This window comes from Paenibacillus kribbensis, from assembly GCF_002240415.1.
GTDB classification, from domain to species: domain Bacteria; phylum Bacillota; class Bacilli; order Paenibacillales; family Paenibacillaceae; genus Paenibacillus; species Paenibacillus kribbensis.
Genome location: NZ_CP020028.1, coordinates 4,648,904 through 4,671,597 on the forward strand (window position 1 = coordinate 4,648,904; position 22,694 = coordinate 4,671,597).

Sequence of the window (22,694 nt, forward strand, 5' to 3'; positions counted from 1 at the left end):
TTCATTTCCATTAACACCAAACTGTATATAATTAAATTATCGGAATAATCCCCCTGGAATTGAATAAGGCCAGTAAAAAAAAGTAATTCTGTCCTTATGCTAATTAATATACTTTTAAAGCCGTATATCCCAATCACTTAACAATGGCTTTCATTGGTAATTAAATGTTTATAGCCTTATTCGGCTATTATTTCGATCACGCACACAAATAAAACAAGAGATAACATCATGTATCCGCATTTGGCATGGAGAATACAAAATGTTATCTCGTTCTTGTGTAGATTTGCTTATTAAATCCTGTCTATTCTTTTAATTCACTTTTACTTCAGAACCTTTATAAACATAAAAGTAGCCGTTTAAAATTCCATTTGACGGATAAGCAGCAGGATCTCTGCCCTTTATTTGACCTACTAACTCTTGATTTATAAACGTAGGGGTTCCTTCTTCAATTAACGCTTCAGCAGACATTTCACTGATCGGTTTTACTGTACTGGACCGGAATGTAACTAAATAGACATCGTTAGCATTAAAATGATATCGACCATCAGTTGGAGTCCCCTCATAAAACAGCTCTGCCAAAGAAGCCGCTTCAGACCCTCTCATAAAAACTCGAATATCATCGGTTCCGTTCCATCTACCAGGAATTCCGCCTATTGGATTAACGTATTCCAGAATTTCTGGCTCCTTGTCGCGAATAAAATCAGTAACCGAATATTTATAAACTCCATCTGTTACACTCTTGGTCGCAACTCCGGTTGTTTTCCCTGTTCTATAGCCGCTGAACCCCCCATACACATTCGGGGTTTTGCTAATAGCAGCAAAGAACTTTTTCTGATCCATAGATGCAGCTCTTCCAGATACTGGTGTCAACTTGTAGTTCCTAACCTCAGTCCCCTTGTACTTCTCCCAAGTGTATTCATAATAATAACTCGCATGAGATACTCCACTGTTCCAGCCTACAGATGCCAGTATGATAATACCTAACATGAATAATAGTGGCCACTTTTTCAACATGATGCCCTCTCCCTCTTTTTCTCTTAATACTATGATTATCAGCATTATAGCGTTTTAATAATTATACTGACAGTTAAATTTTAGAAAGAAGTAAAAATAATTTATGTCCTTTTCACCTACATTCTACTTACTTTGTTCTTTATTCATTTGATGTACCACAGTCTGTCCTATAGAATATACTAGGTTCTATCGATTGCAGGAATGCTGAGGATGTTTAGCTACAGGAGGAAAATCAAAGGAAGGGTGAATTTACCTATGTTCAAGAAAATGGATATTTACAGAATCCTCACTCTCATATCTGCTTTAATGGTTGTGATCCTGTCATCTTTATCACTCGCATTTCCCGATACCTATAAGCACTCATACACCATCGCACAATTTTTTCTGGGCATTCTGTTTTTATTTTCAGGCATTTCGGAGTTTAAAGCGAAACGAAATCATATGGCTATAGCCAGCTTTATCGTTTCTTTTTTCACTTTTTTTGTATTTATATTAAGGCTGACTGTGTGAAAAGGATAACCTCACGTAAAAAATGCCGAGCGAAATCAGGATATAACCCTGAATAACACTCGGCAAATTTTACATATTTAACAAGCTTCTAGTTTTCCTCTAGTCTTCAATTCTCTGCCGCTTTCCTATGCCAAAGACAAAATATCCAACAACGACGAGCGCCATAAATGATGCACCCACAATCAATGACATACGTGTGTCTGGATTGAACCACATCCCTACGATCACTAGCAATAAGAAGACAATGGTGATGTAATTGCTGATTGGGAAAAAACGAGACTTAAAGGTATGATCCTTCATTTCATTTTTCCATTTTTTCCTGAATTTAAATTGGCTGATGGCTAACGCAAACCACGGTACCATGCCTGGAAGAACACTGGCGCTGTAGATGTACAGAAACAGTTTGGAATCAGGTAATAAGTAATTAAAAAGCACTCCGATCAGCAGTAGGGAAATCGTCGTAATAATACTATTTTTAGGGACACCGCTTTTGGAGACTTTTCCGAAAAACTTAGGGGCTTGTCCGTTTTTAGCCAATGTATACAGCATTCTTCCCGCACTATAAATACCACTGTTGCAACCTGACATCGCTGCTGTAAGAACAACAAAGTTAATGATGCCCGCAGCGGCCACAATCCCTACTTTGGCAAAGGTTAGAACAAAAGGACTGCCAATCTCGCCAATCTGGTTCCAAGGATAGATCGTAACAATAACAAAAATCGCACCCACGTAAAAAATCAGAATACGCCAGATGATGTTTTTAATGGCTTTTCGCAGTGTCATTTTCGGATTTTCTGCTTCACCCGCTGTAATACCTACCATCTCTATACCTTGATAGGCCGCCGTCACAATACATAGTGCGAATAGAAAACCTTTTAGACCACCTGCAAAAAAACCACCATGGCTGTATAAGTTGGAGAGACCAATCGGCTGCCCGCCATTACCTAAACCAAAAAAGATCAGGCCTGTACCAACAACCAGCATAAAGATAATAGCAACAATCTTAATCATGGCAAACCAAAACTCAAATTCCCCATAAAACTTTACAGCCGCCAAATTAGCTAACGCGATAATAACTACACCTGCCAGAGCTGGCAGCCATTGCGGAATATCCGGAAACCAATAACCCACATACACCCCAATCGCAGTCACCTCAGCCATACCTACCGTAACCCATAAGAACCAATAGCTCCAAGCGGTCAAAAAACCAGCCAAAGGGCTGATATATTTGTGGGCAAAAGTAGCGAATGAGCCCGTTACCGGTTCGAGAACCAGCATTTCCCCCATGATCCGCATGATAAAAAACATAATAATCCCAGCTAAGAGATAAGCCAGCAGCACAGAGGGACCCGCCCATTTTATCGTACTTGCCGATCCCATAAACAAGCCAACGCCAATTGTTCCTCCAAGCGCAATCAGCTCAACATGCCGTGGCTTTAGCCCTCTCGTTAATTGTTTCGATTCCAAAAGAACGCTCCCCTTCGTAAATGTTTATCATCAAACGTTAATGACCCGGAAAACTGTCCCCAAAACATTATTAATTTTTCAGACTGACGCAGTCCTGGCCGAACGGACTACAAAATAGCTCCACGATTCGTAAATAAACAAAGAGACCACGCCCTATTCACCGTCCAAACCTTACTGTTTCTAAGACCGAGTCCGTAGCATTAGGTGAATTGTATGACAAAAAACGCCTAAATACAACTGCTAATTGGTAGACATTTTTAGGGATGAAATGGAAAGGAATGAGATTCTTTTTTCTGAACATTGGTCAATTTAAACCAATCAGTTAGATTAGAAAAAGTATTTAAACACATGTATTTTTTTCAATGATAAATATCATGATTTCTGCCTTATTGAAGTCTGCATATCCTCTGAATTCGAATATAAGAGCAACATTTCAAAAATCACCTCATGATATAACTAAACATGACTTCCAGACTAAGGAGATGAAAATATGAGTAAGCTAGAAGGCAAAATTGCTTTAGTAACCGGCGCAAGCCGAGGGATTGGTCGCAGCATTGCGCTGCGTCTGGCACAGGAGGGTGCCGTCGTCGCCGTACACTATGGAAGAAGACAGCATGAAGCAGAGGAGGTGGTTCATAAGATTGAGCAAAGTGGAGGGAACGCCTTTACGATAGGAGCCGACTTAAGCACCCTTGACGGCATTCATGATTTATTTGCGAGCCTGGATGAAGCTCTTGAGGAACGTACTGGCGACCATCGGCTCGATATTCTCGTCAACAACGCTGGAATCGGTCAAATTGTAACCTTGGAAGAGACGACAGAAGCATCTTTTGACGAAGTCATGAACATTAATGTCAAAGCACCGCTTTTTGTTACCCAGCAAGCTTTGCCACGCCTAAGAGACGGAGGGCGCATCATCAATATCTCATCATTTGTTACACGTGTAGCCTCTCCCAGTGTTTTTGCCTACAGCATGTCAAAGGGGGCGGTCGACACACTTACGCGCGTTTTGGCTCATCAGCTTGGGAGCCGCAATATTACAGTGAACGCCATCCAGCCTGGCATTATTAATACAGAAATGAATGACAGCACGTTAAAAGATCCCGACGGGCAGAAATTTGCCGCTGGCCTTTCAACCTTCAAAAGGTGGGGGGAACCTGAAGATGTCGCGGATATCGCTGCCTTTCTCGCTTCATCAGACAGCCGCTGGGTAACGGGTCAGTTGATTGATGCAAGCGGCGGATCTCATCTGTAAATGAACAGGTTCAAGAGCCTGGCTAAACGGGCTCCACCCCTCTCATTTACCCTTATGATCGCCTATCCTCAGTCACGAGGCTGCCGGTTTACCTGACAGCCTCGTGCTATTTCTTCATTGACTCTCGTGTCACAAAGCTTACACAGCTATCCAATGAAAATACGTGTTATTTGAACTTTTTTATGAAATTTTTTTGGTCTTTAGTAAACTGATACCCACGTTGTTCATAGAACCTGTGCGCATGTATTCGACTTGGGTGAGATAACAGTTTAATTCCGGAAAATCCATGCTTCTTTCCCCACTGTTCAAGCCGCTCAATCAACATGCTGCCTATACCTTGATTTCTATACTTCTCTTTCACAACAAATCCTAGCACGTTGATTAAAGACTCCGAAAAAAGCAATTCATACGGGCTTCCATGAATATATCCTATTACTTCATTATTTTCTTCACAAACAAGAACAATATCTTTAGTTTTCTTTGTAATTGTTTCAATCTTCTCTTTTACTTTTTCTTCAGAAAATACATATAAATTCGGGTTAAATTCCTGATTTAACAAATAAATATCATGATAATCCGTTACCCTGATTTCTCTAATCTGTTTTTCTTTCATTTTTGCACACCTCCTATTTTTACGGTTCATTGAACCTGCTCACAGGCTTGGTTTCATCCAAATTAGTCAGGCATCTTCTTTAACTATGGTTTGTCCGTTAAAACACTTAAGCATCCCAATAAACGCTTCAAGCTTGGAATCTTCCCATGTTGAAATGCGTTGATAAAATTCATTTTCTTTTATTTTTAAAGCATTCAGGGCTTTTTCACGGCCAAAAGCTGTCAGGGATATCAATACACCCCGGCGATCCTCAGGATGGGTTTCACTCTTTACATAATTCAAGCGCTTAAGCTGAGAAACAAGTCGACTGACAGAGCTTCGATCCATAGCGGTGGATTCCGCCAAAAATGTAGCGCTCGCCGAACCGTATGAAAGAAGACAACGTACAATCAGAAAAGCTGCAGGTTGTAATGCTGGATCGAAAAGTGCCGCAGTTCTTACATTGAGTGCATGTGATGCACTTATAAGTGCATTAAGCTGTTTACCAAGATCCGATTCTAATTGCACTCTTGTAGAATTGGGATGTTGAATTTTATTTTCCATAGGTTTACACACCTCATTAAAAATTAGCTTGAATATATTTGACATATATCAATCGAAATGCATATACTTGATATATATCAATCATATTTTTGATTTGGTTAACTGTCAAGCAGAACGCGTCTACAACGATAGAACGGTAATATGAATGCAATTTATTCAAGATTTTGGAGGAGTATTTATATGTCGACATATCCGATTATAGTAATTACTGGTGCTACTAGCGGTCTTGGACAATTGGCAGCAATTGAATTAGCCAAACGCGGGGCACACCTGGTCTTAACAGCCAGAAATGAAAAGCGTGCTGAAACAACTAAAAATATTCTAGAGGATCTTGTACCCAATCCTAAGGTACACTTTTTTTTCGGAGACCTGTCTCTGATGAAAGATGTCGGGCGCATTGGAAATGAGATTAAAGCTAATTATCCAAAGATTGATGTATTAGTGAACAATGCAGGATTACATGGTTTTGAACAGCGAGTGACCTCAGAGGGATTTGCAGAAATGATGGCAGTAAACTATCTTGCACCATGGCTGTTAACACATACATTACTCCAGCCATTAATGAATTCAAAAAATGCAAGGATCGTCGATGTGGCTTCTGAAGCATCACGTAACCATGGCAAGCTTAAATTGCCAGAGGATTTGACAGATACATCTGCCTTTACTGCAAGAGGTTCTTCTATAATTTACGGAAAGACTAAACTTCTTAATATTATGTATACGGGAGAACTTGGACGTCAATTGGATGGAACTGGGGTCACTGTTAACGCGCTTAATCCAGGATTTAACGTGACCGGGCTTGGCCGTGAGTTAGGTTTTTCTTCGGTACTTGCCAAAATATTGAATGCTTTGCATATCGGAGATCCGCGAAAAGGAGCGGACATTATTATTCGTTTAGCTACAGAATCTCAATATCAAGAAGTGACAGGTGGATACTTTAATGTCGGCACTGGAAGGCCCATTGTTCCAGCTTACCCTGGTGGGGATATCATTATGCAACGTCAACTATGGAGTGCTACTAAAGAATTGTTACAACAAAAAGGGATGATAGAATGAATCGCCTCCTTCCAAAAATACACATTGCCTCCCAACGGAATGGGTCATTTTGTAAACTAAATTTCTCTTTTAACCGATAAAAACATATGCTGGGTTCGCAATTCAATATCTCCTTCTATCTCCAAGATTTAAGTATCATCTCTTATTTTTCATAAAAAAGGGGGCTTCCTGTGAACTATCTAGACGAGCATATTGTTAGCCTCAAAGCTAAATTGATGGATCAGACGACAGCTAATAACGGTGGTTTACAATCCATTCCAGCTCAAAATCAGGAATCGGAACAGAATGGTTCCATGTCTGAACAAAATAAGCTCTTTCATATTCAAAATGAACACCTCGCGTTAGAGCCAAGAACGATACTGGATGGGGAAATCGGCTTCTATATTCCCAAATCCTTTAGTCCTATGCCGATGGAGCAAGCTGCGATGAAATATCCTTCGGAGCATCGTCCACAGGATATTTATACCTCAGCAGAAGGAACGATTAATATCAGTTTTAATCCTACGGATTCGTTTTTACAAGTGGACGAGCTATCCGAGTTCGTCGAGCAAATGGCAGACGTTTTACGGTCGGTACAACCTATTCGCAACTGGCTCGGCTCGGAAATGTTTATCAATCATTCCGGGCTTTCAATCGGACGGATTCGTTTTATAGCAGCGGGAATAGACGGGAATCTATACAATGAATTGCTGCTTTTCATCCAAAAGGGACGAGTTGTAATAGGCTCCTTCAGTTGCCTGGAAGCAGAACATGAAGCGTGGCTGCCTGTAGCGGAATATTGGGGCCAGTCCCTTCGTGTCCTTACGCCCTCCCCCTATTCTGCAAATGAGAAAGGAATGATTCCACGATGAGTCTGGGATACGATCAAATACAAATTCACCCTTATGACCAAATCGATCTGGAGCAGCTTACCTTAACGAAAAAAATTAACGAGCATACCCGACTTTATTTTACAGGTGTGATTCCTGAAGACTTGCAGGACAGCTATGTGGAAGCGACAGAAAAAAATACTGTGATTGAGGTGAGCCAACAGGATGAATCTGGTGCCAGCAAGCCGCTATTTAGCGGGATTGCCCTCTCGGTCGAGGTAAAAGTCGTGCGGGGTGTGTACTATCTGGAGGTGGAGGCGATTTCCCATACTTACCGGATGGACATTAAGCAGCGTACCCGTTCTTTTCAATATACGAAAATGACGATTCCTCAAATGCTGGAGCATATAGGCAAGGACTATGAAGGGCTGGATGTCATTGACGGAGCTACTGGGGGAGAAGCCATCGGACGGATTGCCATTCAATACCAGGAGACAGATTGGGCGTTCTTGAGACGTATAGCCTCTCGCTATCATACGAGTCTGATGCCTGTGGCCCGTTTTGACAGTCCCAAGTTTTATTTTGGCATTGAAGACAGCCCTGCGCAGGCGGTACTGGATCATACCCGTTATACCGTACGCAAGCAGCTGCTGCCTTTTCGTTATTTTCAGGAGAATGAGCAGACCAAGCTGAGTGAGCATGATTTTATTTTTTATGAGGTAGAAACGGATGAGGTGCTCGACTTAGGCGCTCAGTTGAATTTTCAGGGGCACAACTTGTATGTGATGGAAGCCTACACCGCAATGAGTCAAGGACTGCTGCGGCATCAATACGTGCTGGGTTCTTACCAGGGATTTCGGCAAAAAAGCTACTACCAGGATAAGCTGGCAGGAGCCTCGTTAAGTGGTGTTGTACTGGACGTCCGTCAGGATCAAGTACGTATCCATCTCGATTGCGATGAACAGCAGGATGCAAGCAAAGCGCATTGGTTCAACTATTCAACCGTGTACAGTGGCGGTGGCCATACCGGCTGGTACGTTATGCCGGAAAAAGGCGATTCGGTATCCCTTTATTTCCCTGGCAGTCGGGAAGAAGACGGCGTGGCAGGCAGTGCGGTAAGGCGGGCAGATCGCAAGAGTACACATAACCATTTTTCCAACCCGCAAATGAAAATATGGCGTACTCCGCACGGCAAGGAAATTCGGCTCGGGCCGGATGAGCTGGTTGTTACAGGCAAGGACGGCGCTATTTATATCAAGCTGGACGATAAAGAAGGCATTCATATCACGAGCAGCAAGCAAGTGAATATTTCAGCGGGAGGCAATCTCAGCCTGTCTGCGGGTAAAACGATGAGCCTGTCCGCAGGTAGCCAGCTCCGTATGGATTGTAATGGCAGTCATATTGAATTAAGCGGTTCGGCGGACATGAAGGGCAGCGAAGTGAAGTCTAATTAAGGATGATTAAAAATGGAAAAGCAAACAGATGTGTTAGGTCAGCAACAAGGGACCCTGCTTCAGGCATGGTCTCTCATTCGCCAAGAATGGGCGTTAAAATGTAGAGCCACACAAGGATCACGACTCCAGCATATCGTAGAACATTTTCGCACCTTTTGTCAGTTCGCTCGGCAAAAGCAGCTAGAAGGTCCTAAAGGCAATATTGGCTACATCACCTATTCCATGCTGCGCACCACATGGCTTGAGCAAAAGCCTGTTTATCTCGTCGAGGCTACGGACGCCTTATGGATGCTGGATGCTGAGCCCATTGCGTCGGAGTACGATGCAGGTTGGGTCTTTTCCTATTGGACTCATCTACGTGAACAGCTTTTGGCCGAAGCATTGAAACAGCAGATATCTCTGTCCGGGCTAGAATTGGAACAGATCATGCTGGAAGCAGCGGGATATCTTCATACGATGATCGTTAGCCTGATTCGGCAGGCAATGAAACAAGCAGTTGCTTTACCAGAGTTTCAGGCGCTGGATCGTGAAGAGACTTTTGAGATTCGGGTCGGAGAGTATATGGATCACAGCGTATCTGTGTACCGGGAAGATCACAAACCAATGGATGCGAACGTAATCAAGTCTTGGCTGGAGGAAAAAGAAGAGGGGGCCTACAGCTACCAAACGCTGACCCAAGTCGATCTATCCGGTGGAGATTACAGTTCGCTGGATTTTCGCTATACAGCCTTTCGCCAGATCAGGATGGAACATAGTCGATTGCATAGCTGCATTCTCGCAGGAACTGTGTGGCAAGGGACTCAGCTGGATGGAACCGACTTTTCATACAGCCTGCTTCATGGAGTCGATTTTAGTGGTTGCTCCTTGCAAGAGGCTATACTGGACGCTGTTTCCGGGAATAGCGAATATGGTGGTTCAGGTGCTTGGCTGGACTGGGAGCCATTAGGATGGGATGGAGTCAATTTTACAGGAGCGAGTTTACAGGAAGCCAGCTTTCAACATGCTCAGCTTCAGGGGGCCGTTTTCCAGGACAGCTCGCTACAAAGAGCTTTATTTATTGGAGCGGATCTGACAGACACCTGCTTTGTGGGGGCCGATATAACGGGTGCTTCCTTCACAGACGCTTGCTTAGTAAGAGCTGATTTTACAGGGGCAAAGATCAACCGGGTAAGCTTTACAGAGGAACAATTAAGCCAAGCTATAGGTCTCGCTGTGGAAGCACCTCCTCCGTCCCATCCTCGTCTTAAGGCTATACAGGCAACAGATACGGTGAGTAAAGGAGACCGGATACATTGAGATATTTTCGACTCATGGTGGACGAGCGCGTCAAGCATCGGGTGGAGCCTGCTTCCCTGTCTCCATTGCAGGTGGAGGATATTCTTTCGGATAGCAGAACTCAGGCGGAGGACACTCCCTTGTTTTTAGCTGTACATACAGATTCACGGACCGTATATCCGGATTTTCTGGAGTTCCCTTTGCCGCTGGTTTCAGATTCGATGAAAGCATTATTGGAGAAATATATGCCGGGATTAGAATGGAAAGCAGCTATACTTACCGATTTTCAGCAGGCCAGACAGGACGTGTACTGGGTACTGCGTCCTCCGGTGGTGGATTGTCTTTCCTCAAAAACCGAGTGGTATCCCGACCATACCTTAAAGCACTTGGTACTTAGACACGAGAAAATCGAGCCCTCGATATTTCGGATTGCCGGTTTAATGGAAGCCCATATCTATATCAATCTCGCAGTGGCTGAAAGTCTGCTGCGTCGTCCATTTACAGGAGTTCGAGTGCAAAAATTAGAGATGGCAACTAAGGAGGAATAACAGGATGGAAGAAGCAAGTGTGCAGCCTGGAACAGGCGCGAAAAAAAGCTACGTCGTGGCAGGTGCGATTTTAAGCTGCAGCTACGGTACACAGCCTACCCGTTTGAAGCGCCCTTTTAGCCACGGGGTGTATGTCAAAAATAAAGCACAGATGAATATTGGAGATTACGTGCCAGGGGTAAACATCAAATCTTTTGGTAATTGCTCCAGTCCACTCAATCCGGCTGTACAAGCCAGTCAGATGGTTGATATTTATGGGGTAAAAAAGGCCCCATGCGTTCCTGTCCTTACGATGCCTTGGCTAAACGGGAAAAGCGACATGAGAATTGAAGGCCAACCCGCTCTAACGCAAAACTGTACTCATCAGTGTCTGTATTGCGGACATATTCAAATCGAAAATGACGGTCAGGAGCTGGATTAACGGTTGTTACTTACCCACTTTTCAGGAGCTGGATTTTGCAAAATCCCCGGATAAAAACCAAATGCGCTGGTGAGAGAACGGCTATCTTCTTCACCAACGCATGAAATAGGTTATCCTCAAATGGCTCACTTCACATCAGGTACCGCAAAAGGTTCGGTATGTGCAGCTGGATTCCTCAGGCAATGTAGCGTAAGTCTCCTGTTCGTCAGAGTAGGCATACGGGTTTGAAAGAACTCCAAGAAGCTGCTCCATCACACGATAGTCTTCTCGTTCCACCGCAGCCTCCAGCGCCTCTTCTACCCTGTGGTTGCGCGGGATGATGGCGGGATTGCTGCTGCGCATCAGTTGATGATCGGAGGCTTGTGACTCCTGCTGTCTGCCCAATCTCGCCTGCCATTGCTCATGCCACTGGGTAAATTCCGCAGTGTTGTACAGGACCGTATCCTCGGGCTTGTCCAAAGTTAGGGCACGGAAGGTATTGGTGTAGTCCGCACGATACTTCTGCATCATGCCAAGAAGGTCTTTAATCAGGGATTCGTCCTGCGGCTCTTCGTTAAAAATCCCGAGCTTCGCTCTCATTCCCGCGAGCCAATGATGGTGAAACATTTTTGCAAAATCTGAAATCGCATCCTCGGCCAGTTTGACAGCCTGCTCCCTGTTGTCATGCAGCAGCGGCAAGAGGGTCTCCGCAAATCTTGCGAGATTCCATGCGGCAATGTGCGGTTGATTGGTATAAGCGTAGCGGCCCTGAATATCAATGGAACTGAATACGGTCTCAGGGTCATAGGTATCCATGAAGGCACAAGGGCCGTAATCAATGGTTTCCCCGCTAAGGGTCATGTTATCAGTGTTCATCACCCCGTGAATAAAACCAACAAGCTGCCATTTGGCAATCAGCTCGGCCTGACGTTTGATCACTGCCTGAAGCAGGGAAAGGTAGCGGTTTTCGTCAGCGACAACTTCCGGATAATGCCTTTCCAATGTGTAATCAGCCAAGAGTCGAAGATTTTGGGTAGTCCCCCATGCTGCGACGTATTGGAAGGTGCCGACGCGAAGATGACTGGCTGCCACACGAGTCAGAACCGCACCAGGCAGCTCGGTTTCCCGGATGATCGACTCACCCGTTGTTACCACCGCCAAACTGCGGGTGGTAGCAATACCTAGCGCATGCATCGCTTCACTAATGATGTATTCGCGGAGCATCGGCCCAAGTGCCGCCCGACCATCACCACCGCGGGAGTATGGCGTTCTGCCTGAACCCTTGAGTTGAATATCAACTCGCTCCCCCGAGGGAGTAATCTGTTCGCCAAGCAGCAAAGCACGACCGTCTCCCAACATGTTAAAATGCCCAAATTGATGGCCTGCGTAGGCTTGGGCAAGGGGCGCAGCCCCCTCGGGAACCCGATTGCCGGCAAGCACTGCAACTTCATCCTTTTGCTGCAGCATTGAATCGTTCAACCCCAGCGATGCTGCCAACGGATGATTAAAAATAATCAGCTTTGGTGAGCGAACAGGGTTGGGGCTGAGCCTTGTAAACAATGATTCCGGCAAACGAGAATAACTATTGTCGAAGTTCCATCCTGTTTTATCTGCTATTTCTTTTTTCTCCGTCATAGCGTCTCCTTTTTCCGTTGTAGTATCTCAGGCTTCACCAGTTTAGTTTTTACTTCCGTCCATTTATTATCCACTATTCCCCATACTATTCTGCTCTTTAGCGGAAAAAGGCAGCCGAATCATTCGGTTGCCTTTTCATTTTTGATTATTAAAATATCGTTATCCAGGAGCATAGTAGCGCCTCGCCGCTTACTACATCTTATTAAGAGTGGTCACATAATAATGAGACTCAGCAGAAATCTCAAACCCTGCCGATTGGTAGAGGCTCAAAGCACGTCTGTTTTGAGTAACTACCCCCAGGCGTATCCGAGTGCACTGCTTGCTGAGCAAGAGACTGACTACATAATCCAGAATTTCACGGCCATATCCTTTGCCTTGGTATGCTGGAAGCACACAGAAATCATGAATAACGGCTATATCCGTATCAACGTGATTAACCCTGATCATTCCAACCGTCGTCAAGCCGTCCACAGCGATGTAGGTAACACGTTCAGGCTCTCTTGTATGTGTAAAATAATTCCTTGTCCAAGCTTCTGAATCCCCAAAGGCTTGTGATGAACAGGTAACCATAAAATCAAAATCATCAGCTTCTTCTAATCGCAAAATTAAGCCGGGGCGACGTAATGTAGGGGTCTGGGGCCGAGCCAAATTCATGGAGAATTCTGCTGTGCTAAAATCCCCGCCCAAATGCCTTATGCAATCGATACCAGGCCTGGAATTGGATGGAACCCTAAAGCGGCAAGTTTGGATACCCTGAATTTGCATCTCTGCTGCAGCGCTTTCCATTAAGCAGCCGAATACACCTTGGCGGCGATAGTCCGGATGAACCATACCGTTCATATTAGCTTCGATTCCATCCGAGGTATACCAACTGAGAAAACCAACGAATTGGTTGTCGCTTTGGCACAGGAAGGCTTGATCTCCACCGTTTTCCTTAAGGCTTTCCAGGCCCATTCTCAAGCTTGATTCGTCGAATTCCTTACACTGTTGTTCTAACATTCGAATTTGCGCAATTTGGTGACTTGAAAAGTCATTCATTTTCGTAATTTTATATTTTTGCATGTTGGTTGTGGTTGCCTCATCAAGAAGGAAACACGCAGTTTAAGGACGAGTAGGCGCTATCCTTCTATATACTGTCCGTTTTTTGTTCATGGTTACCATTGGGACCACCTCCTTGATATCTTATTACTACAATTTAAACTTAATATTAATACAAATCAATATCATCCCGACTACCTTTTCGGCATTACTCCCTTTTGTTCAATAGTTCCAACTCCATAAACACATCCGCTCTTACATATGGCATGGGTCCGATTCGCTCAACAGGAACATGTTTGAACCCAACCGATTCGTAAAGATGAACAGCATTCGGTAGCTTGGTGCTACTGCCCAAAAAGAGCGATGTTGCACCAAGCTCGCGTGCGCGGTCGATGGCGGCATCGATGATTCTCCGTCCGTATCCGCGTCCCCGCGACCCGGGTGTAACGCTCATCTTCGATAGCTCGAACACGCCAGCTCCGCTCGGGACGAGGGCAACGCATCCGACGATCGAATCTCCAGCACGAGCGATGAGCACATCTCCTCCTCTGTTCACGATATTCTCCACCGGGTTATCAAGGATAACCCGATCCTCCTCTTCAATCGTGAAGAAACGAGTGATCCATTCCTCGTTAAGAGTTTTAAAGGCATGAGCTTCGTTGGTCGTCTTCATCGAAGTGATCGTGAGTACTGTTTCGAGCATGATATGTTTCCTCCTCTTGTATGCTTTACTCCACTGTAGAAAAAAACGAACGATTGATCAATGTCGATTTTCATATTAAGATCATAGATACTATCTATGATTGGACGGTGACAACCCAATGGAACATCGGTTATTGACCTATTTTTTAATGGTCTGCGAGGAGCTTCATTTTACGCGGGCGGCCGAAAGACTGTCGATCAGCCAGCCAACGCTCAGCCACCAAATCCAGCTGCTAGAGCACCAGCTAGGCATGCCGTTGTTTACCCGTATTGGCAAGAAGGTTTATTTGTCCGAGGCTGGGCACATTTTGCGGAGCCACGCGTTAAACGCCTTTCACGAATTGGATCAAGCTCGGGCCGCCATCGAAGAACTGCGAGGCATGAAGCGAGGCCGCCTGCGGATCGGCTGTGCGGGCAATCATTTACTTCTGCCTGCCATCGCTGCGTTTCATCGGCAATATCCAGAGATTGAACTGTCGGTCCAGGAACTGGCGACCGAAGAAGTTAAGAAGGAACTGCTAACCAATCGGATTGATCTTGGTATTGTCTATCTACCGCTGGATCACGAACAGCTAGAGAGCATTGAGCTGTTCGAGGACGAGTTGCAATTGGTCGTCGCAGCAGGGCACCCGCTCGCTGCAGCAGATACCGTCCCCCTCGCAGAGCTTCAGGCGCATCCCTTTGCCATGCTCCAGCCCAAGTTTCTCGTACGTCAGTTCTTCAACCAGTATTGTGAGAGCGCTGGCTTCCACGTCAAGCCGATCTTGGAGCTCTCCACTTTGGAGTCGCTGCTGCAGGTCGCGATAACAGGTGTTGGCGCAGCCGTGCTGCCACGCTCCTATCTCCAAACAGTTAATTTGCCTGCCATCACCAAAATCAGCCTCAGAGATCCTGCTCCTACACGGAAGATCGGTCTGGTTTATCGCAAAACCTCCTATCTCAGTACTGCAATGAAGACGTTCATCACCCAAATAACGGTGCAATAATCTTGACGCATTCTAAAAGGCACATAATCTTGTTGAACTCAAATCATTCCCAGACATTATGATGTATTAGGTTATTTAGATTTCGACGTCTCTCCCAATTCACTTGCTCTAGGATTGGTTTTGTAGGATAAACATCCGTATATCCTAATGAAATCAAAGCAATAGGGTCAATATGTGGCGGAATATTTAGTATTTCTCGTACATCTGTTTTCTTGTAAAAACTAACCCATCCCATAGCTATTCCTTCTGCATAAGACGCCAACCACATATTTTGGATACAACAGGCGACGGATAGAATATCTGTTTCAGGAATAGAATTTCGTCCAATTACATGTCCGCCACCTCTTGTGGGATCACATGTAATACAGATTGTTATTGGTGCTTCCCTTATCCCCTCTAATTTTAGCGAGAGAAATCTTGTCTTTTTTTCATCTTCATAGTGTATGGACAATGCTTGTATTTCTTTATGACATGCATGCGCCAATCGTTCTTTAACCCCTTGAGAGTCAATGACAATAAAATCCCAAGGTTGCATAAAACCAACGGAAGGTGCATGGTGACCAGCCATTAATATGTTGTTTAACTTATCTTTGGATATGGGTTTTCCATTAAAGGATCGAATATCTCTCCTTTCAAAAATAGCTTTAAATATACCTTCTCTTTCAGAATCATTTAACAATTTAATTCCTCCCTTAAAACAAAAATCCCCAGCCTAAATAAGACTGAGAATACACCAGTACTCAAATGATTATAACAGGGCTTTAGACTCAAGTTTACATTGAAATAGGTTTTTTATGTGATTTGCAATTTCATGATCAAAACCTTTTCTGATATATACCTTCATAAAGAGCTCCCGCGCATATATTTCACGATTCGAACCTCTACTCCGATTCAGCAATACAGTTATTCCTAGAATAATCTCACCACAAATTCTTTAAGGTTACCTTGCCTTAACAGGCTTCATCTCAGGGAATTTCCGTTGATACGTTTTAAATAACACATACTTTTGTAAACCTTTGGATTGATGTAAGGCTTGTTGTGCCAGTTCAGCTGCTGCATGATGATTTGATTTCAACTCCAATTCGGAGAGAAGTGCGTTTCTCATCCAAGGCGTTGGAATCTCGTGAATGATTTTGAGAGCTTCCGCATTATTTCCTTCTTCCATACACACGATGGCTCGATAGTAATTTTTATATGCCAGTGGTTTGATGAACTCGATTTCTTCTTTAACCGTCAGGATTTCTTTTTTATAGAAAGCAAAAACGGTTTTATATAACGCTTGTTTGTGAATTCCCTTATACTTTTGGAGCAATAGTCGGATTGAGTCTTCTACTTCTTCATCGATTTCATGGGCTAGAGCATAAAATAGATGGTATTCTGGCTTGCTCTTATTCGACATTAAAAACTTCTCTATTCTCTTCAAATTAGAATCCCATAATACAGTAAAAAGAATAGGCACATATAGTATCAAAAACATCAGGATAAAAATGATTACAAAAGCTAGCACATTATTGACATGTAAATGATCCATAATCATCCACATTAAAATGACAAATGCGAATATGACAAAATTTCTTATATTCCAGATCATATAGCTTCCCCTTTTCATGCTGTTAAACATGTTGATTTGTCTTATCGGGGTTAATTCAACAAATTTGAATGTAATTCCTTCTTTTTCCTAAAAAGTAGGATCTATATGGCGAACATCACGAAAATAGGGAACAAGCGGTAATACCCCATTTCCTATATATATTCCGGCTTCCCCTTCCAACTCAGCCTCGTAAAACAAGTACATAAGCTGTTATTCATTTAAATATAAAGACATAAAAAATACCCATAAATAAATATGAGTATTCATTCGAAATGATAAGATATTAATGCTTCTTATCTCAATATATTACTACTACGCACTCCACATGCCTTGAACGGTCAAAAACGATGCCGCTTGAACCTGGTGGGGTCTTGGAGGCAAGGTGTCTTTTTTAAATCCACTACAATCTACAAATATAGCTATACTCCTAAAAACCAACCGTTTTTACAGGGCCAATCACTAATAGTTTTATGAATTCTTCAGCGATGAAGTTTGATGAATATTTCATGTTTTGGTTCAGCCACCATCGTATCACTGACATATACAAAGATGTCATCCATTCTAAGAACAAATCCCGAGATATTAAGATATTACCCGGGAAGCTGCCATCCATTTTTCTGATGAGGGTTTGCTGAAACTTTTGATTAATCTCTATCATCTGCGGATCATTAAGCAGTACCTTGTATAGCACCGCATCATCTTCCACGACTTTAAGAATTACACGAATATTTTCTTTAAAGCTGTTATATTCTAGTTTTCCATCAACAATATGCGTTTCAGGTGCTACCAATTCTATGATATTAGCCAACGCTTGGTCCGCCGTTTTTTGCAGCAAATCATACTTGTCAACATAGTGTAAATAAAAGGTAGAACGATTAACCATAGCTGCATTCGCAATCTCCTGAACGGTAATAGCCTCAAATCCACTCTTATCCAGCAAATCAATAAATGCATCCCGAATTACTTTTTGTGTTTTTATAATACGTAAGTCCTTTTTTCGAATCATTTTAATACCTCCTGTCTACTATATACATAATAATCATCATATATGAGATTCGTGTCGTATAAGCAACAAATCCCTATATGTCAATGATTGAAGACTATTACACAAGAATATTATGCTGTATTCATACTTATTTGAAAGGAGTTTTAATATGACAAAGAAATGGCAACCTGATGATTTTCCGGTAGGACTCTATGAACTGCATCCTGATGCAAGCGTCAACTTCCATATGAATGTATTTTATAACTGGACCAATGATAATGTCTTACTTGAAGAAATGAGGGAAGTAGGCAAAACTGCTCACAACTATGAAACATTAATTAAACGTTTTATAGAACTTGGAAACGAATCTTTGAAAAAAGATGCAAAATTACGTGCAGCCTTTTATTTCAGAGGCGCTGAGTTTTTTATTCCACAATCAAATTCACTCAAGCTAAATTTACGTGATCAGTTTATTCAGCTCTCCAAAGAAGCTTATAGTATTACAGATGAACAGCACTATTTAATTCCCTATGAAAGAGGCTATCTTTCCGCTTATCGTCTTTCGGCAGAAAATCCGAAAAAGACTTTGGTTTTATTTGGAGGTTTCGACAGTTATATCGAAGAGCTTTTCCGAATGTCTATGGTATTCAGAGATGCAGGATATGATGTTATTATCTTTGAAGGTCCAGGACAAGGCAGTGTCTTGGAAACCTACAATATTCCAATGACACATGAATGGGAAAAACCAGTTAAAAGTTTGCTTGACTATTTCAAGGTTGAAAATGTAACACTTATAGGCCTCTCTTTAGGCGGCAATCTTGTTTTGAGAGCAGCTGCATATGAACCAAGAGTTAAAAAAGCAGTTGCCTATGATATATTGACGGATTTTTATGAAGCGGTAACGCATCAAATTCCTTCTTCCTTCCGAGATAAGCTTAATATCATGATTGATGAGAGAGATTCGCAAACCGTAAATGATACATTAGCTCAATTGATGAAGCAGAGTTTAATGCTAGAATGGGCTCTTGCTCAAGGCATGCATGTTACAGGAAGCAAAACCCCTTATGACTTCCTTAACGGCACAAAGGCCTACAACGCGAATCACTTCTCTCATTTAGTAACTCAGGATGTCTTGCTGCTTGCAGGACAAAACGATCATTACGTGCCAATCAATCAGCTTACAGATCAAATTTTGACGCTAACAAATGTCCGATCACTTTCAGCAAGAATGTTTACTCCTCATGAAACATCTGATACTCACTGTCAGATTGGTAATATTGGACTGGCTTTGCATGTTATTCTAAATTGGATGGAACAAACAGACTAAGTCTTAGAAGCTGCAACTATAAATTTTATACAAAAGCTCCCTTTGACATACATCACATATGTATAACTATTCAAGGGAGTTTTTGCTACATATGTTTTTTAAAAACAGCGATGTCCCTTACTATGTCTCTGCGAATGTAATCTCCATAGCGCTTTGTAGCTGTACGAAATTCATATAAATAATTAGAATGTTTTTGAGCTTATATAGAAAAGGCATCGTCCCCTCCCCCATTTCCCCTATCTCCAAAAATACACATTGTAAATACCGCTTCCAATGGGTCATTCTGTAAACTGAATCCCCCTTTCAACCGATAAATACATATGCTGGGTTCGTAATTAAATATCACCTCTTCCCCTTTTGTACCTTGAATGAAAGCTTACTCGGAACATCTGTATCCGAATAAGAACGTTTTGTACCCAACAAACTCAGTAATACATATCTATCTTGACTCAAATTTGTATCCATCTGTGGCTTCTATTATCAGAAGCAAATTTAAAATGACGAGTGTTAATTGGAAACAGCCATCACATTAGGAAAGGAGTCATGAACTCACTTGAGCCTACTATCAGCCGGAATTGGCTATGAAAGCCTCCGCTTTTATGGTTCCTTTCAGCCACAACATATCGATCAACTTCAAATAACACGCGCCCTCAATGATCATGCCTTTTTACATATCAGTGGGTTGCTCTCCGAAGAACAGGGATCAGCCTGCATTGGACAGAATATGGAGCAAGAGTCGATTGTGATTCGTCAGTTGGATGATCAGGGACAATCGCTAAGAAGACTGTTCCACGGGATCGTTACGCGTATGTCTGTACATTGTGTACGAGGCGTATATACATTTGAACTGGAGGCCGCTTCCCATTCGTACCAGATGGATATTAAGGCGAAAAGACGCTCCTATCAAGATATTCACCGCACTTATGATGATCTAGTCACTACGATGATACGGAAGTATCAGTACGGAGATGCCATTGATACCGTAAGCAACTATGCCAAACTGGAGACATTTGTTTTACAATATGATGAGACCGATTGGGCGTTTTTAAAACGTCTCGCTTCTCGCTTTGGTTCCGTACTTGTGCCGGAGGTAACCGCTGCCTCGCCCAAGGTTTTCTTTGGGATGCCAGAAGGCAAGCAGCATAAGGTGGAGCGGGATGTTTTTTATCGGGTGCGAAAAACATTTCATGACCTGGATGCAGAAAAGCCGGGAGAACAACGTGCTGGCTCTTATGTCACCTATATGATCGAAAGTCTGCAATACTACCCGATAGGCGACCTCATTACGTTACCCATTGGACAAGGCAAAGAGTTGGTCGTCGTTCGAGCAGTGACACAGTTAGCAGATGGCTTACTCCGTACCCGTTACGATCTTCAAGCCGAACAGGATATCTGCTATATCCGGTATGAGAACGATCTAGCCACTGGAATTTCGCTGACAGGAACGGTGCTGAAGGTACAGCAGGATTTTGTACAGATTCAACTGGATATTGACCCCAAGCAAGATCCTGCAAAAGCCTGTTGGTTTCCCGTGGCGACTCGATATGTGGCCGAAGAACATAGCGGTTGGTACGATATGCCTGAGATCGGGGAACAGGTCGAGTTGTATCTGCCTACACACCACGAACAGGATGCCTATGTGACAGATTCGCTACGACAACAACGCCTCGCGAATGGACAGCCGAATGTGAAGGTGTGGCAACACGTGCAGGGAAGCGGCGTAGAAATGTCTGAGCAAGAATTGACCCTGTCCACCTCGGATGGATTTTCTATTACACTGCACGAGGATACTGGCATCACCATCAACAGTCCGGGGGATGTACAGGTTCAGGGTGGTCACGTGAAGCTCGATGCAGGTGAGGAACTTTCGCTCAAGGCTGGAACGGCGCTGTATCTAAAAGGCGGAGCCAGCAGTATGGTACTGGATGGTGAAACGGATACCAAAGCTCCAGTGATTTATCAGGAAGGTACGGTGAAAGCTCCTGTTTTCGTGGCTGACCTCCCTCCTGTACCTGAGCCGCCACTCATGAGCATCAAAGCCTATGAAGCAGCTCAATCAGCAGCCAAGCCTCTCCCCCTAAAGCAAAAGTCACCAGTCCAGCAGAGCTTCAACAGGCGAATGCCTTGATGGGTACGGTGTCCAAGCTATTAGGCTCCATTCCGGTGATGGGGAAAGTGGCTAGTGTAATGTTAAATACAGTTGGTGGACCCGCAGGTAAAGTAGCAGCAACGGTTTTGCAAGCAACTGCATCGATCCCCGTTCGGAGCAAAGGAACACCTACGATTGGAGGAAACAGCAAGGGGAGCGGAGTTCATCCATTGAAATACTTGGCTGGTTTAGCCCTTCAGGGACTGATTAGTCAATACGAGCATGAGCAAGCGAGACAAGCCTATTATAGCAAGTGGATTTTAGGAAAAGCATATACAAGTGCGCGTCATATAGCGTATTCCGGTGGCCCACTAGAGCTGGTTAAGAACTTGCTAAAAGAGTCTAATGCCATGGCTCATGCGTATCAGCAGATCCCTGTAGATCTAAGACAACGCTGGAGAGCCAATTATGACAGCTACATGGCAGCTGAAAAAGCCAAAGTATCCTATAATTTCGATGAGTATGATAAAAAATTTATAGGTACTATGTGGGTCCTCAGTAAAAATGGAGTTACCGATCAGAAAGCTGCACAAGCTTCTCTTGCCTATAACGAAGCTATCAAAAATGGAGAAATCAAATTACATCACGAACCAGAAAATGTGGATATTTTCGTAGAACAAATTAAAGCAGCAAGAGAAGGAAAGAACTATTGGACAGGAGAAGAAATACCAAAATGGCAGGCAAATGCGATTATTATTAGTAGTGTATTTTCTGAATTTCAGATGGTCGGAAGTTTATACGGTGCTAAATTTGGTGGGAATATAAAGATACCTTCTAAATCAATTAAAGTTCCAAAGTCTACCGTTAAAGAACCGCCAATCGGAAAGCCTGCACCTTCCAAACCTATTGAAGCACCGAGAACTGAGGGAACGGCTAGTGGTAAGCCTAAGTTACCTTCTGATAAAAAATTACTTGATGCTGCAACTGAATGGTCAAGTATGCAGAAAAAGCTTGCTCCTTCAAAAAGAAAAATGGATAATTTCAATACAGCTGCTGTAGCCTATGACGCAAAAACAGGAAAATATTATTATGGAATGAATAAAGGTATACAACTTAGTGGAGATAAGAAGAATACAATTTTATTTGGAAGCAAAGACAAACCAGGATTATTACCAAAAGATTCTCTTAATGAATATGCAGTAGGAAATTGTGCAGAAGTAGATGCAGTGAATCAAGCGCTAAACCAAAAGGCTAATGTGAATGATTTATATATATACACTATTAAAACAACGCCAAACGAGTTTGGAGCAGCAAAAATAGCTTGCGAAAACTGTACATTTACTTTTAAAGGAAATGTTGCTGACGCACTAACCGGGTGGTATAAAGGAGACTAGTGA

20 protein-coding genes and 1 pseudogene are annotated in these 22,694 nt (G+C 43.1%); 11 read left to right on the top strand and 10 right to left on the bottom strand.

Going from position 1 to position 22,694, the window contains the following annotated elements; translation table 11 throughout:
* Positions 1-309 precede the first annotated feature (309 nt).
* Positions 310-1,014, bottom strand: a complete 705-nt coding sequence (locus B4V02_RS20695) for a hypothetical protein (RefSeq protein ID WP_208618691.1) — start codon at positions 1,012-1,014, stop codon at positions 310-312.
* Positions 1,015-1,320: 306 nt separating this feature from the next.
* Between B4V02_RS20695 and B4V02_RS20700 the strand changes: the two genes are divergently transcribed.
* Positions 1,321-1,524, top strand: a complete 204-nt coding sequence (locus B4V02_RS20700; RefSeq protein ID WP_244188563.1) for a DUF3953 domain-containing protein — start codon at positions 1,321-1,323, stop codon at positions 1,522-1,524.
* Positions 1,525-1,623: 99 nt separating this feature from the next.
* Here B4V02_RS20700 and B4V02_RS20705 read toward each other — a convergent pair whose 3' ends face one another.
* Positions 1,624-2,991 (bottom strand): amino acid permease, encoded by a 1,368-nt coding sequence (locus B4V02_RS20705; RefSeq protein WP_007428914.1) that lies wholly within the window; start codon positions 2,989-2,991, stop codon positions 1,624-1,626.
* Between the two features lie 490 nt (positions 2,992-3,481).
* Here B4V02_RS20705 and B4V02_RS20710 point away from each other — a divergent pair, with 490 nt between their 5' ends.
* Positions 3,482-4,246: a glucose 1-dehydrogenase gene (locus B4V02_RS20710; protein ID WP_094156225.1), complete on the top strand. Its 765-nt coding sequence runs from the start codon at positions 3,482-3,484 to the stop codon at positions 4,244-4,246.
* 166 nt (positions 4,247-4,412) lie between these two features.
* Here B4V02_RS20710 and B4V02_RS20715 read toward each other — a convergent pair whose 3' ends face one another.
* The gene (locus tag B4V02_RS20715) at positions 4,413-4,859 is read right to left on the bottom strand and encodes a GNAT family N-acetyltransferase (protein WP_094156226.1); all 447 of its coding nucleotides are present in this window, start codon (positions 4,857-4,859) and stop codon (positions 4,413-4,415) included.
* A 66-nt stretch (positions 4,860-4,925) separates the two neighbouring features.
* Entirely contained in the window at positions 4,926-5,402 is a 477-nt protein-coding gene (locus B4V02_RS20720) for a MarR family winged helix-turn-helix transcriptional regulator (protein WP_094156227.1), read from the bottom strand.
* Between the two features lie 180 nt (positions 5,403-5,582).
* Between B4V02_RS20720 and B4V02_RS20725 the strand changes: the two genes are divergently transcribed.
* The 6 genes from B4V02_RS20725 to B4V02_RS20750 all read left to right on the top strand — a co-directional run bounded on the left by B4V02_RS20725 (position 5,583) and on the right by B4V02_RS20750 (position 10,965).
* The gene (locus tag B4V02_RS20725; protein WP_094156228.1) at positions 5,583-6,458 is read left to right on the top strand and encodes an SDR family NAD(P)-dependent oxidoreductase; all 876 of its coding nucleotides are present in this window, start codon (positions 5,583-5,585) and stop codon (positions 6,456-6,458) included.
* A gap of 170 nt (positions 6,459-6,628) precedes the next feature.
* The gene (locus tag B4V02_RS20730; protein WP_094156229.1) at positions 6,629-7,309 is read left to right on the top strand and encodes a hypothetical protein; all 681 of its coding nucleotides are present in this window, start codon (positions 6,629-6,631) and stop codon (positions 7,307-7,309) included.
* On the top strand, positions 7,306-8,721 hold the full coding sequence (locus tag B4V02_RS20735) for a phage baseplate assembly protein V (protein ID WP_094156230.1): 1,416 nt from the start codon (positions 7,306-7,308) through the stop codon (positions 8,719-8,721). The genes B4V02_RS20730 and B4V02_RS20735 overlap by 4 nt, the downstream gene beginning before the upstream one ends.
* 12 nt (positions 8,722-8,733) lie before the next feature.
* Positions 8,734-10,017 (top strand): pentapeptide repeat-containing protein, encoded by a 1,284-nt coding sequence (locus B4V02_RS20740; RefSeq protein ID WP_094156231.1) that lies wholly within the window; start codon positions 8,734-8,736, stop codon positions 10,015-10,017.
* A 14-nt stretch (positions 10,018-10,031) separates the two neighbouring features.
* The gene (locus tag B4V02_RS20745) at positions 10,032-10,544 is read left to right on the top strand and encodes a hypothetical protein (RefSeq protein WP_094157056.1); all 513 of its coding nucleotides are present in this window, start codon (positions 10,032-10,034) and stop codon (positions 10,542-10,544) included.
* A gap of 4 nt (positions 10,545-10,548) precedes the next feature.
* Positions 10,549-10,965, top strand: coding sequence for a DUF4280 domain-containing protein (locus B4V02_RS20750; RefSeq protein ID WP_007428906.1), 417 nt, complete (start codon positions 10,549-10,551; stop codon positions 10,963-10,965).
* 135 nt (positions 10,966-11,100) lie between these two features.
* On the opposite strand, the gene B4V02_RS20755 is transcribed toward B4V02_RS20750, so the two are convergent.
* The 3 genes from B4V02_RS20755 to B4V02_RS20765 form a co-directional block, all read right to left on the bottom strand.
* Positions 11,101-12,579, bottom strand: a complete 1,479-nt coding sequence (locus B4V02_RS20755; RefSeq protein ID WP_094156232.1) for a protein adenylyltransferase SelO — start codon at positions 12,577-12,579, stop codon at positions 11,101-11,103.
* A 192-nt stretch (positions 12,580-12,771) separates the two neighbouring features.
* The gene (locus B4V02_RS20760; protein ID WP_094156233.1) at positions 12,772-13,641 is read right to left on the bottom strand and encodes a GNAT family N-acetyltransferase; all 870 of its coding nucleotides are present in this window, start codon (positions 13,639-13,641) and stop codon (positions 12,772-12,774) included.
* A 184-nt stretch (positions 13,642-13,825) separates the two neighbouring features.
* Entirely contained in the window at positions 13,826-14,320 is a 495-nt protein-coding gene (locus tag B4V02_RS20765) for a GNAT family N-acetyltransferase (protein WP_094156234.1), read from the bottom strand.
* A 118-nt stretch (positions 14,321-14,438) separates the two neighbouring features.
* Between B4V02_RS20765 and B4V02_RS20770 the strand changes: the two genes are divergently transcribed.
* Positions 14,439-15,305: a LysR family transcriptional regulator gene (locus B4V02_RS20770; protein WP_094156235.1), complete on the top strand. Its 867-nt coding sequence runs from the start codon at positions 14,439-14,441 to the stop codon at positions 15,303-15,305.
* Positions 15,306-15,348: 43 nt separating this feature from the next.
* Here B4V02_RS20770 and bluB read toward each other — a convergent pair whose 3' ends face one another.
* The 3 genes from bluB to B4V02_RS20785 form a co-directional block, all read right to left on the bottom strand.
* On the bottom strand, positions 15,349-15,984 hold the full coding sequence (gene bluB / locus B4V02_RS20775; RefSeq protein ID WP_094156236.1) for a 5,6-dimethylbenzimidazole synthase: 636 nt from the start codon (positions 15,982-15,984) through the stop codon (positions 15,349-15,351).
* Positions 15,985-16,245: 261 nt separating this feature from the next.
* On the bottom strand, positions 16,246-16,896 hold the full coding sequence (locus B4V02_RS20780; RefSeq protein ID WP_094156237.1) for a hypothetical protein: 651 nt from the start codon (positions 16,894-16,896) through the stop codon (positions 16,246-16,248).
* A 427-nt stretch (positions 16,897-17,323) separates the two neighbouring features.
* Positions 17,324-17,902 (bottom strand): TetR/AcrR family transcriptional regulator, encoded by a 579-nt coding sequence (locus tag B4V02_RS20785; protein ID WP_094156238.1) that lies wholly within the window; start codon positions 17,900-17,902, stop codon positions 17,324-17,326.
* Between the two features lie 148 nt (positions 17,903-18,050).
* Between B4V02_RS20785 and B4V02_RS20790 the strand changes: the two genes are divergently transcribed.
* Both B4V02_RS20790 and B4V02_RS20795 read left to right on the top strand, forming a co-directional pair.
* Positions 18,051-19,208, top strand: coding sequence for an alpha/beta hydrolase (locus tag B4V02_RS20790; RefSeq protein WP_094156239.1), 1,158 nt, complete (start codon positions 18,051-18,053; stop codon positions 19,206-19,208).
* 553 nt (positions 19,209-19,761) lie between these two features.
* Positions 19,762-22,691 (top strand): annotated as a pseudogene (locus B4V02_RS20795) (contractile injection system protein, VgrG/Pvc8 family).
* Positions 22,692-22,694 lie beyond the last annotated feature (3 nt).

Bases quoted from the DNA above. Each gene is read 5' to 3' on its own strand.
- B4V02_RS20695 (WP_208618691.1), bottom strand. From the start codon at position 1,014: ATGTTGAAAAAGTGGCCACTATTATTCATGTTAGGTATTATCATACTG.
- B4V02_RS20700 (WP_244188563.1), top strand. From the start codon at position 1,321: ATGGTTGTGATCCTGTCATCTTTATCACTCGCATTTCCCGATACCTAT.
- B4V02_RS20710 (WP_094156225.1), top strand. From the start codon at position 3,482: ATGAGTAAGCTAGAAGGCAAAATTGCTTTAGTAACCGGCGCAAGCCGA.
- B4V02_RS20715 (WP_094156226.1), bottom strand. From the start codon at position 4,859: ATGAAAGAAAAACAGATTAGAGAAATCAGGGTAACGGATTATCATGAT.
- B4V02_RS20720 (WP_094156227.1), bottom strand. From the start codon at position 5,402: ATGGAAAATAAAATTCAACATCCCAATTCTACAAGAGTGCAATTAGAA.
- B4V02_RS20725 (WP_094156228.1), top strand. From the start codon at position 5,583: ATGTCGACATATCCGATTATAGTAATTACTGGTGCTACTAGCGGTCTT.
- B4V02_RS20735 (WP_094156230.1), top strand. From the start codon at position 7,306: ATGAGTCTGGGATACGATCAAATACAAATTCACCCTTATGACCAAATC.
- B4V02_RS20740 (WP_094156231.1), top strand. From the start codon at position 8,734: ATGGAAAAGCAAACAGATGTGTTAGGTCAGCAACAAGGGACCCTGCTT.
- B4V02_RS20745 (WP_094157056.1), top strand. From the start codon at position 10,032: ATGGTGGACGAGCGCGTCAAGCATCGGGTGGAGCCTGCTTCCCTGTCT.
- B4V02_RS20750 (WP_007428906.1), top strand. From the start codon at position 10,549: ATGGAAGAAGCAAGTGTGCAGCCTGGAACAGGCGCGAAAAAAAGCTAC.
- B4V02_RS20755 (WP_094156232.1), bottom strand. From the start codon at position 12,579: ATGACGGAGAAAAAAGAAATAGCAGATAAAACAGGATGGAACTTCGAC.
- B4V02_RS20760 (WP_094156233.1), bottom strand. From the start codon at position 13,641: ATGCAAAAATATAAAATTACGAAAATGAATGACTTTTCAAGTCACCAA.
- B4V02_RS20765 (WP_094156234.1), bottom strand. From the start codon at position 14,320: ATGCTCGAAACAGTACTCACGATCACTTCGATGAAGACGACCAACGAA.
- B4V02_RS20770 (WP_094156235.1), top strand. From the start codon at position 14,439: ATGGAACATCGGTTATTGACCTATTTTTTAATGGTCTGCGAGGAGCTT.
- B4V02_RS20780 (WP_094156237.1), bottom strand. From the start codon at position 16,896: ATGATCTGGAATATAAGAAATTTTGTCATATTCGCATTTGTCATTTTA.
- B4V02_RS20785 (WP_094156238.1), bottom strand. From the start codon at position 17,902: ATGATTCGAAAAAAGGACTTACGTATTATAAAAACACAAAAAGTAATT.
- B4V02_RS20790 (WP_094156239.1), top strand. From the start codon at position 18,051: ATGACAAAGAAATGGCAACCTGATGATTTTCCGGTAGGACTCTATGAA.